The organism is Bradyrhizobium sp., from assembly GCF_049798375.1.
Classification (GTDB): Bacteria; Pseudomonadota; Alphaproteobacteria; order Rhizobiales; family Xanthobacteraceae; genus Bradyrhizobium.
Map to the genome: position 1 here is coordinate 1 of NZ_JBARGP010000132.1, position 9,996 is coordinate 9,996.

The following is a 9,996-nucleotide window of genomic DNA, read 5'->3' on the forward strand; positions in this document are numbered from 1 at the left end:
AGGCCACCTTGCGCACCGCCATCGCCAATTCAGGCGTGCGTGCATTCTGCACATTGATGTCCTGCCGCTTGACGTTCGCCTTGTGCCGCAGGGTCAGCACGATGGCGCCGATCATCGCGACCAGCAGCACCATGCCGGCGAGCTGGAAGTAGTGGATGTACTGCGTATAGAGCACGAGCCCGAGCGCTTCGGTGTTGCTGACATTGATCGGGATCGGCGCGGTGATCTGCTTGGTGACGGTCGGGTTGATCACCCAGGCACCGACGGTGAGCAGCAGCTCGAACATGAAGATGCCGCCGATCACGATGCCGACCGGCAGATACTGGATGAAGCCTTCGCGCAGCTCCGCGAAGTCGACGTCGAGCATCATGATCACGAACAGGAACAGCACCGCGACCGCGCCGACATAGACCACGATCAAGATCATCGCCAGGAATTCGGCGCCCATCAGCACGAACAGGCCGGAGGCGTTGACGAAGGCGAGGATCAGATAGAGCACCGAGTGAACGGGATTCTTCGAGACGATCACCATCACCGCTGAGGCGACGCAGACCGCGGCGAAGAGATAGAAGAAGAGCGCTGGCAAGATCATCATCAGCCCTCAGCGGTACGGCGCGTCGAGCGCGATGGCCTTGGCGATCTCGCGCTCCCAGCGGTCGCCATTGGCGAGCAGCTTGGCCTTGTCATAGTAGAGCTCCTCGCGGGTCTCGGTCGCGAATTCGAAATTCGGCCCCTCGACGATGGCGTCGACCGGGCATGCCTCCTGGCACAGCCCGCAATAGATGCACTTCACCATGTCGATGTCGTAGCGCACGGTACGGCGGGTGCCGTCGTTGCGACGCGGCCCGGCCTCGATCGTGATCGCCTGCGCCGGGCAGACCGCCTCGCACAGCTTGCAGGCGATGCAGCGCTCTTCCCCGTTGGGATAGCGGCGCAACGCATGCTCGCCGCGAAAGCGCGGCGAGAGCGGGTTCTTCTCGAACGGATAATTGATGGTCGGCTTCGGCTGGAAGAAATAGCGCATCGTGAGGAAGAACGCCGATACGAATTCCGACAGCAGCAGCGAACGGGCGGTGGCGTTGACATTCATTGACGGCCTCATTTCGGCGCGATGTCGGCGAAGTGCAGCACGCCGGCAACGATGACCACCATGGCCAGCGAGAGCGGCAGGAACACTTTCCAACCGAGTCGCATCAACTGGTCGTAGCGGTAGCGCGGCACGATCGCTTTCGACATCGCAATCATGAAGAAGATGAAAAAGGCTTTCAGGAAGAACCAGATCACGCCCGGGACCCAATTGAAGGGCGCGACATCGATTGGCGGCAGCCAGCCGCCCAGAAACAGAATCGCGCCCAGCGCGCACATCGTGCAGATCGCGACATATTCGCCGAGCATGAACAGCAGGTACGGCGTCGAGCCGTATTCGACCATGAAGCCGGCGACGAGCTCGGACTCCGCCTCGACGAGATCGAACGGCGGACGGTTGGTTTCCGCCATCGCCGAGACGTAGAACACCACGAACATCGGGAACAGCGGCCAGACGTACCAGTTCAGGATGGTCAGCTTCGGCAGCCCAATCAGGCTGGCCAGCCCGCGCACGTGCTGCGCCTCGACCACGGCCGACAGGTTCAGCGTGCCGGCGCAGAGTAGTACCGTGATGATGACGAAACCGATCGAGACCTCGTAGGACACCATCTGCGCTGCCGAGCGCAGCGCCGCAAGGAATGGGTATTTCGAGTTTGACGACCAGCCGGCCATGATAATGCCGTAGATCGACAGTGACGAGATCGCGAAGATGTAGAGGATGCCGACATTGATGTCGGCGATCGCCCAGCCGAGATTGGTCGGAATCACCGCCCAGGACGCCAGCGCCAACACGCAGGACACCAGCGGTGCCAGCAGGAACACGCCCTTGTTGGCGCCGGCGGGAATGATCGGCTCCTTCAGCACGAACTTCAAAAGGTCGGCAAAGGACTGGAACAGGCCGAACGGCCCGACCACGTTGGGGCCGCGCCTGATCTGCACGGCTGCCCAGATCTTGCGGTCAGCCAACAGGATGTAGGCCACCGATATCAGGAGCACCACGAGCAGCAGCACGCTTTCCGCGACCATGATGATCAGCGGCCAGAGGAAGCCGGTCCAGAACGAGCTTGCGAAGAAATCAGCCATCAGATCACGCTCACTCCGCTGCCGTCAGCACGGCCTGCCCGGCGGCGAGGCGGGAGCATTCCGCCATCACCGCCGATGCGCGTGCGATCGGGTTGGTGAGATAGAAGTCTTCGACGAGGGTCTTGAACGGCGCCTTCTCCGGGCTGCCGCCCTTCCCTGCCAATGCCCTGAGATCGGCGAGCTTGCCCGGCTCGATCTGGTCGAGGCGCTGAAGATGCGGCGCGACCTTGAAGATCGCGGCACGCAGCGCGGCCTGGGAGTCGTAGGGCAGCTTCTTGCCGAGCACGTCCGACAGCGCACGAATGATCGCCCAGTCCTCGCGTGCCTCGCCCGGCGGGAACGATGCGCGGCCGGTCGCCTGTGCCCGCCCTTCGGTGTTGACGTAGATGCCGGATTTCTCGGTGTAGGCCGCGCCCGGCAGGATGACGTCAGCGCGATGCGCGCCACGGTCACCGTGGGTGCCGATATAGACCGTGAACACGCCCTCGGGCACGTTGATCTCATCGGCGCCGAGCAGGAACAGCACGTCCATGGTGCCGAAGGTCGTCATCTGCGCCGCGGTGAGACCGGTACCGGTAAAGCCGATGTCGAGCGCGCCGACCCGCGAAGCAGTGTCGTGCAGCACGGCAAAGCCGTTCCAGTCGTCGCGCAGCGCGTTGACGTCGAGCGCGATCTTGGCTGCAAGCGACAGCAGCGCCGCGCCGTCATGACGTGCGGCAGCACCGGCTCCCACGATGATAATCGGGTTCTTGGCATTGCGGAACGTGGTCGCGAACGAATGCTTGCCGGCGGCGACATCGTTCAAGGAATCGGTGCCGGCGCCGATGTGCTCATAGTCATAGGTGAGATCGACCTTCTGGCCGACCACGCCGACCTTGAGCTGACCCGAGCGCCAACGCTTGCGGATGCGTGCGTTCAGCACGGCCGCTTCCTTGCGCGGATTGGCGCCGACGATCAGGATCGCATCGGCCTGCTCGATGCCGGCAATGGTCGGGTTGAAGATGTAGGAGCCGCGGCCGGCCTTCGGATCGAAGCTGTCGCCGCCCTGCACCGTCACGTTGGTCGAGCCGATGCGCCCGAGCAGGTCCTTCAGCGCGAACATCTCCTCGACCGCAGCGAGATCGCCCGCGATAGCGCCGATGCGCTTGCCGTCGATCCGCTTCACCTTGGCGGCGATCGCATTGAAGGCTTCCTGCCAGGACGCCGCGCGCAACCTGCCGTTCTCGCGGATGTAGGGCCGGTCGAGCCGCTGCGTACGCAGGCCGTCGACGACGTGGCGGGTCTTGTCGGAGATCCACTCCTCGTTCACGGCATCATTGACGCGCGGCAGGATCCGCATCACCTCGCGGCCGCGGGTATCGACGCGGATCGCGGAGCCGAGCCCGTCCATCACGTCGATCGACTGGGTCTTGCCGAGTTCCCACGGGCGCGCGGCAAACGCATAAGGCTTCGACGTCAGCGCGCCGACCGGGCAAATATCAACCAGATTGCCCTGCAGCTCGGAGCTCAGCGCATGCTCCAGATAGGTCGTGATCTCCATATCCTCGCCGCGGCCGGTCGCACCCATCTCCGGCACGCCGCAGACTTCCGCCGAGAAGCGGACGCAGCGGGTGCACTGGATGCAGCGGTTCATCGAGGTCTTGACCAGCGCGCCGAGATATTTGTCCTCGACCGCGCGCTTGTTCTCGGCGAAGCGGCTGGTGTCGACACCATAGCCCATCGCCTGGTCCTGCAGGTCGCACTCGCCGCCCTGGTCGCAGATCGGGCAATCCAGCGGATGGTTGATGAGCAGGAATTCCATCACGCCTTCGCGCGCCTTCTTCACCATCGGCGAGCGGGTCGAGATCTCCGGCGGTTCGCCCTTCGGCCCCGGCCGGCAATCGCGCACGCCCCAGGCGCAGCTCGCGACCGGCTTCGGGCCGCCCTTCACCTCGACCAGGCACATCCGGCAATTGCCGGCGATCGACAACCGCTCGTGGTAGCAGAAGCGCGGAATCTCGGCGCCAGCCGCCTCGCACGCCTGCAACAGCGTGTACTCCGGCGGGACATCGATCTCTTTGCCGTCGACGATGATCTTGGTCATGCGATTATCTGCCACTGGCGTGAGCGAGCGCCATTCCGGCGCCCCTCACGATGAGACTGCGGTAGCTGAGTCGGCACGTGAGCGTAGTCAGCTCCCGCGCCGTGCTCGAGAAAAGGAAGCGGTCGGCCATCACCTACTCCGCGGCCACCATCACGGGATCGCGCACGCCGACATCATCAATATCGGCCTTATGCGAATATTCATCGATTCGCTCCTCGATCTCGTGCCGGAAATGCGCGATCAGGCCCTGGATCGGCCAGGCTGCGGCATCGCCGAGCGCACAGATGGTGTGGCCCTCGACCTGCTTGGTTACTTCCAGCAGCATATCAATCTCGCGCTTGTGGGCGCGGCCCTCGGCCATGCGGCTCAACACGCGCCACATCCAGCCGGTGCCTTCCCGACATGGCGTGCACTGGCCGCAGCTCTCGTGCTTGTAGAAATAGGAGATGCGCGCGATCGCCCGGATCAGGTCGGTCGACTTGTCCATTACGATCACGGCCGCCGTGCCGAGGCCGGAGCGCAGCTTGCTCAGGCTGTCGAACTCCATCGGCGTATCGATGATCTGCGCGGCCGGCACCATGCGCACCGACGAACCGCCGGGGATCACCGCCTTGAGATTGTCCCAGCCGCCGCGGATGCCGCCGCAATGCCGTTCGATCAGCTCGCGGAATGGAATCCCCATCGCCTCTTCGACGTTGCAGGGGCGTTCGACATGTCCGGAGATGCAGAACAGCTTGGTGCCGACATTGTTCGGATTGCCGATGCCGGCGAACCAGGCCGCGCCACGGCGCAGGATGGTGGGCGCCACCGCGATCGACTCGACGTTATTGACCGTGGTCGGGCACCCATAGAGGCCGACATTGGCAGGGAATGGCGGCTTCAGCCGCGGCTGGCCCTTCTTCCCTTCCAGGCTTTCGAGCAGCGCGGTCTCCTCGCCGCAGATATAGGCCCCGGCACCGTGCGCGACATAGATGTCGAACGGCCAGCCGTGGATGTTGTTCTTGCCGACCAGATTGGCCTCATAGGCCTGGTCGATCGCCGCCTGCAGGTGCTCGCGCTCGCGGATGAACTCTCCGCGGACATAGATGTAGCAGACGTGCGCGCCCATCGCGAAGCTCGCGAGCAGGCAGCCTTCGACCAGCGTATGCGGGTCGTGCCGCATGATCTCGCGGTCCTTGCAGGTGCCCGGCTCGGACTCGTCGGCATTGACCACGAGATAGCTCGGCCGGCCGTCGGTCGATTCCTTCGGCATGAACGACCATTTCAGCCCGGTCGGGAAGCCGGCGCCGCCGCGGCCGCGCAGCCCCGAGGCCTTCATCTCGCTGATGATCCAGTCGCGGCCCTTCTCGATCAGGCCTTTGGTGCCGTCCCAGCCGCCGCGGCGGCGCGCGCCCTCGAGGCCCCAATCATGGAGGCCATAGAGGTTGGTGAAGATACGGTCCTTGTCTGCGAGCATGATCAGAAAGCTTCCTTGACCAGCGGTTGGATGCTGAGGCGGCTCATGTGTTTTCCTTCAGCGTGGTCGGCCCGCCCATTGGCGCGGAGAACTGCCGCCCGTTCTGCGGACCTGGCTTCGGCGGCTGACCGGTCGCAAAGCCGTCCAGCACCTTGCCGAAGCTGTCCGGCGTCAGGTCCTCATAGGTGTCCTTCCAGACCTGCACCATCGGCGCGTTCACGCAGGCCCCGAGGCACTCGACCTCCTCCCAGGAAAAATCGCCGTCCTTGGAGAGGTGGAAAGGATCGTGATGGATGCGATGCCGGCAGATCTCGATCAGGTCTTCGGCGCCGCGGAGCCGGCACGGCGTGGTGCCGCAGACCTGGACATGAGCCTTCTTGCCGACCGGCTGCAGTTGGAACATCGTGTAGAAGGTCGCGACCTCCAGCACGCGGATATAGGGCATGTCGAGCATGTCGGCGACGACGCGCAGTGCGGCTTCCGACACCCAACCCTCGTGCTGCTCCTGCGCCCGCCACAGGATCGCAATAACAGCCGAAGCCTGCCGGCCTTCCGGATATTTCGCGATCTGCGCCTTCGCAAACGCCAGATTCTCGTCCGTGAACGTGAAGCTCGCGGGCTGCATTTCCTTCGGTGCAAGACGGCGGACGGACATGGGCTCTCAGTCTTTCATTGAATGCGGCGCGCGCTCTTGGCGTTGAGCGCATCGATGCGGTTCAGCCAGAACGCACTCGCCGTGCCGAATACGTTGTAGCCGACGTGGGCGGACACCTTGATCCGGTCGAGGATGGACAATTCGGTGACGGTTTCGAGCCGACCACTCTGCGGGTCGTAAACCAGAAGCTTCAATGGTGTTTGGTCGAGGATATAGCGTGACACCGTATGGTTGCGGTCCTGGCCATGCTCTTCGCACAGGATCACGCTGTCGGTGGCAAGCAGGCGCTGACCGCCCTTGATCGCCTCGATCTCGACGCCCTCGACATCCAGCTTGATGAGATATTTTCCCGATGCCGTGACCTTGCCGTCATCGATCAAATCATCGAGCGCCATGACCGGGACCCGCTCGCCGCCGGCGATATCACCCGCGATGCTGAAGGCCTCGTGCTTGGTGCCGGTGAGTTGCGCGGTGCCACGCGCCGCGCCGATCGCGCACTTCATCACATCGAAGCGGCCGTGGTTGACACGCGAATTGTTGGCCAGCTTGAAGAAATTCGCCGAGGACGGTTCGATCGCGATCGCCTGGTGCGAGCCATAGGGCGCGCTCGACACCAACACCGACCAGTAGCCGTAATTGGCGCCGCAATCGATGAAGGTGTAGTCGACGTCGACGGAGTCCAGAAACAGCAGCTCCAGCTCATCTTCGTAACGATAGGCACGGTTGAGCAGCTTGCTCCAATAGCCGTCGCCATAGGGAAACTCGAACACGGCGTCCGCGTTGAGCTTGATCGCGATGTTGCGTTCCGGCAGCGCCTTGCGCAGCAGATTGGCGCAATGATTGTAGCCGCGATGCGAGAAGTGCGAGGAGATCTTCGAGCCGGTCGCCAACGCCAGCGCAGCCGTACGCTCCCAGAGATTCGCTCCTTCGAGCGCCCCTGAAGCCCGGTCGAACTGGATCGGCGCCTGCCCCATCAGCGGTCGACCTCTCCGAACACGATGTCGAGCGAACCGAGAATCGCGGAGACGTCGGCGAGCAAATGGCCGCGGCAGATGAAGTCCATCGCCTGCAAATGCGCGAAGCCCGGCGCGCGGATCTTGCACTTGTAGGGCTTGTTGCTGCCGTCGGCGACCAGATAGACGCCGAACTCGCCCTTGGGCGCTTCGACTGCCGTATAGACCTCGCCGGCAGGCACGTGCACCCCTTCGGTGTAGAGCTTGAAGTGGTGGATCAGCGCTTCCATCGACCGCTTCATCTCGCCACGGCGCGGCGGCGCGATCTTGTTGTCGGCAACGACCACAGGTCCCTGCGCGTCCGGCGCGCGCAGCTTGGCGATGCACTGCTTCATGATACGCACCGACTGCCGCATCTCTTCCATGCGGATCAGGTAGCGGTCGTAGCAGTCACCGTTCTTGCCGATCGGAATGTCGAAATCCATCTCGGCGTAGCATTCATAGGGCTGCGACTTGCGCAGGTCCCAGGCGGCGCCGGAGCCGCGCACCATCACGCCGGAGAAGCCCCATTCCCAGGCCTGCTGCAGCGTCACCACGCCGATATCGACGTTGCGCTGCTTGAAGATCCGGTTGCCGGTGAGCAGCCGGTCGAGATCGTCGACCACCTTCAGGAACGGATCGCACCAGGCGTCGATGTCGTCGATCAGCTTCGGCGGCAGATCCTGATGCACGCCGCCGATGCGGAAGAACGCCGCATGCATGCGCGAACCCGAGGCGCGCTCGTAGAACACCATCAGCTTCTCGCGTTCCTCGAAGCCCCACAGCGGCGGCGTCAGCGCGCCGACATCCATCGCCTGTGTGGTGACGTTGAGGAGATGCGACAAGATCCGGCCGATCTCGCAATAGAGCACGCGGATCAGTTGCCCGCGGCGCGGCACGTCGATACCGAGCAGCTTCTCGGCCGCGAGGCAGAAGGCATGCTCCTGGTTCATCGGCGCGACATAGTCGAGCCGATCGAAATAGGGAATCGCCTGCAAATAGGTCTTGGTTTCGATCAGCTTCTCGGTGCCGCGATGCAAGAGGCCGATATGCGGATCGACGCGCTCGACCACCTCGCCGTCAAGCTCCAGCACCAGGCGCAGAACGCCGTGCGCCGCCGGATGCTGCGGGCCGAAATTGATGGTGAAATTGCGGAGGCCTGGGCTTTGCTCGTTCATGGCTTCGCCTTTTCATCGCCCGGCAGCGGATAGTCCGCGCCTTCCCAGGGCGAGAGAAAATCGAATTTGCGGAATTCCTGGTTGAGGCGCACCGGCTCGTAGAGCACCCGTTTCTCCTGGTCGTCGTAGCGCACCTCGACGAAGCCGGTGGTCGGAAAGTCCTTGCGCAGCGGATGGCCGTCGAAGCCGTAATCGGTGAGGATGCGGCGCATGTCCGGGTGGCCGGTGAAGATCACGCCATAGAGGTCGTAGGTCTCGCGCTCGAACCAGTCGGCGCCCGGAAACACCTCGATCAGCGACGGCACCGGCTCCATCTCGCCCACTTCGGCGCGCAGCCGGATGCGGGCGTTCAGGGTCGGCGACAGCAGATGATAGACCAGGTCGAAGCGCTTCTCGCGCTCGGGATAGTCGACCGCGGTGACGTCGGTGAAGTTGACGAAACGGCAGGCCGGATCGTCACGCAGATAGGTCATGACCTCGACGATCTTGGCCGGCTCGACGGTCACCGTTAGCTGGTTGAAAGCGACCGAATGCCCGGTCGCGCCGCCCGGGAGCGCGCTAACGATCGTCTGCCCCAAAGCGTCGAGCTTGCCGTCGTCCATTCGAAAAACCTTCAGCGTTCGATCGTGCCGGTGCGACGAATCTTCTTCTGCAGGAGCAGAATTCCGTAGAGCAGCGCCTCGGCGGTCGGCGGACAGCCGGGCACGTAAATGTCGATCGGCACGATGCGGTCGCAACCGCGCACCACCGAGTAGGAGTAGTGGTAATAGCCGCCGCCATTGGCGCAGGAGCCCATGGAGATGACGTAGCGCGGCTCCGGCATCTGGTCGTAGACCTTGCGCAGCGCGGGCGCCATCTTGTTGGTCAGGGTGCCCGCAACGATCATCACGTCGGACTGCCGCGGCGAAGCACGCGGCGCAAAGCCGAAGCGCTCGACGTCGTAGCGCGGCATCGAGACCTGCATCATCTCGACCGCGCAGCAGGCGAGACCGAAGGTCATCCACATCAGGGAGCCGGTACGCGCCCAGGTGATGAGGTCATCGGCCGCGGCGACGAAGAAGCCCTTGTCGGACAGCTCGTGATTGACCTCGAGGAAAAACGGATCATTGGCGCCGACCGGCTTGCCGGTCGACGGATCGAGAATGCCTCTCGGAGCTTGCGCTATCGCCGGCTGCGAGGTTGCGGCGGTGGGGCTCAATCCCATTCGAGCGCGCCTTTCTTCCATTCATACGCGAACCCGACCGTCAGCACGGCCAGGAACACCATCATCGACCAGAAACCGGTCGCGCCCAGCTTTCCGAACGCCACGGCCCAGGGGAACAGGAACGCCACTTCGAGATCGAAGATGATGAAGAGGATGGCGACCAGATAGAAGCGGACGTCGAACTTCATGCGGGCGTCGTCGAACGCATTGAAGCCGCATTCGTAGGCTGAAAGTTTCTCCGGATCAGGCTGCTGGAAAG

Annotated in this window: 11 protein-coding genes; all 11 read right to left on the reverse strand. The window is 63.5% G+C overall.

Going from position 1 to position 9,996, the window contains the following annotated elements; translation table 11 throughout:
* Nucleotides 1-592 (reverse strand): NADH-quinone oxidoreductase subunit J (locus WA702_RS05775; protein ID WP_425109572.1); only part of this gene is annotated, 592 nt, incomplete at its 3' end.
* A gap of 9 nt (nt 593-601) precedes the next feature.
* Nucleotides 602-1,090: an NADH-quinone oxidoreductase subunit NuoI gene (gene nuoI, locus WA702_RS05780; protein ID WP_425109573.1), complete on the reverse strand. Its 489-nt coding sequence runs from the start codon at nt 1,088-1,090 to the stop codon at nt 602-604.
* Between the two features lie 8 nt (nt 1,091-1,098).
* Nucleotides 1,099-2,169: an NADH-quinone oxidoreductase subunit NuoH gene (nuoH, locus tag WA702_RS05785; RefSeq protein ID WP_425109574.1), complete on the reverse strand. Its 1,071-nt coding sequence runs from the start codon at nt 2,167-2,169 to the stop codon at nt 1,099-1,101.
* 10 nt (nt 2,170-2,179) lie between these two features.
* On the reverse strand, nt 2,180-4,252 hold the full coding sequence (gene nuoG, locus WA702_RS05790; protein WP_425109575.1) for an NADH-quinone oxidoreductase subunit NuoG: 2,073 nt from the start codon (nt 4,250-4,252) through the stop codon (nt 2,180-2,182).
* 133 nt (nt 4,253-4,385) lie between these two features.
* Entirely contained in the window at nt 4,386-5,708 is a 1,323-nt protein-coding gene (gene nuoF, locus WA702_RS05795) for an NADH-quinone oxidoreductase subunit NuoF (RefSeq protein ID WP_425109576.1), read from the reverse strand.
* Between the two features lie 43 nt (nt 5,709-5,751).
* A complete protein-coding gene (nuoE, locus tag WA702_RS05800; protein WP_425109577.1) occupies nt 5,752-6,363 on the reverse strand; it encodes an NADH-quinone oxidoreductase subunit NuoE in 612 nt (203 codons plus the stop codon).
* A 14-nt stretch (nt 6,364-6,377) separates the two neighbouring features.
* Complete coding sequence (locus WA702_RS05805) at nt 6,378-7,337, reverse strand: FkbM family methyltransferase (protein WP_425109578.1); 960 nt, start codon at nt 7,335-7,337, stop codon at nt 6,378-6,380.
* A complete protein-coding gene (locus WA702_RS05810) occupies nt 7,337-8,533 on the reverse strand; it encodes an NADH-quinone oxidoreductase subunit D (RefSeq protein WP_425109579.1) in 1,197 nt (398 codons plus the stop codon). The genes WA702_RS05805 and WA702_RS05810 overlap by 1 nt, the downstream gene beginning before the upstream one ends.
* On the reverse strand, nt 8,530-9,135 hold the full coding sequence (locus WA702_RS05815; RefSeq protein WP_425109580.1) for an NADH-quinone oxidoreductase subunit C: 606 nt from the start codon (nt 9,133-9,135) through the stop codon (nt 8,530-8,532). Before WA702_RS05815 ends, WA702_RS05810 begins: the two co-directional genes overlap by 4 nt.
* Nucleotides 9,136-9,146: 11 nt before the next feature.
* A complete protein-coding gene (locus tag WA702_RS05820) occupies nt 9,147-9,737 on the reverse strand; it encodes a NuoB/complex I 20 kDa subunit family protein (RefSeq protein ID WP_425109581.1) in 591 nt (196 codons plus the stop codon).
* A partial coding sequence (locus WA702_RS05825; RefSeq protein ID WP_425109582.1) for an NADH-quinone oxidoreductase subunit A occupies nt 9,728-9,996 on the reverse strand: 269 nt, incomplete at its 5' end. The genes WA702_RS05825 and WA702_RS05820, both read right to left, overlap by 10 nt.

Bases quoted from the DNA above. Each gene is read 5' to 3' on its own strand.
- nuoI (WP_425109573.1), bottom strand. From the start codon at position 1,090: ATGAATGTCAACGCCACCGCCCGTTCGCTGCTGCTGTCGGAATTCGTA.
- nuoH (WP_425109574.1), bottom strand. From the start codon at position 2,169: ATGGCTGATTTCTTCGCAAGCTCGTTCTGGACCGGCTTCCTCTGGCCG.
- nuoG (WP_425109575.1), bottom strand. From the start codon at position 4,252: ATGACCAAGATCATCGTCGACGGCAAAGAGATCGATGTCCCGCCGGAG.
- nuoF (WP_425109576.1), bottom strand. From the start codon at position 5,708: ATGCTCGCAGACAAGGACCGTATCTTCACCAACCTCTATGGCCTCCAT.
- nuoE (WP_425109577.1), bottom strand. From the start codon at position 6,363: ATGTCCGTCCGCCGTCTTGCACCGAAGGAAATGCAGCCCGCGAGCTTC.
- WA702_RS05805 (WP_425109578.1), bottom strand. From the start codon at position 7,337: ATGGGGCAGGCGCCGATCCAGTTCGACCGGGCTTCAGGGGCGCTCGAA.
- WA702_RS05810 (WP_425109579.1), bottom strand. From the start codon at position 8,533: ATGAACGAGCAAAGCCCAGGCCTCCGCAATTTCACCATCAATTTCGGC.
- WA702_RS05815 (WP_425109580.1), bottom strand. From the start codon at position 9,135: ATGGACGACGGCAAGCTCGACGCTTTGGGGCAGACGATCGTTAGCGCG.
- WA702_RS05820 (WP_425109581.1), bottom strand. From the start codon at position 9,737: ATGGGATTGAGCCCCACCGCCGCAACCTCGCAGCCGGCGATAGCGCAA.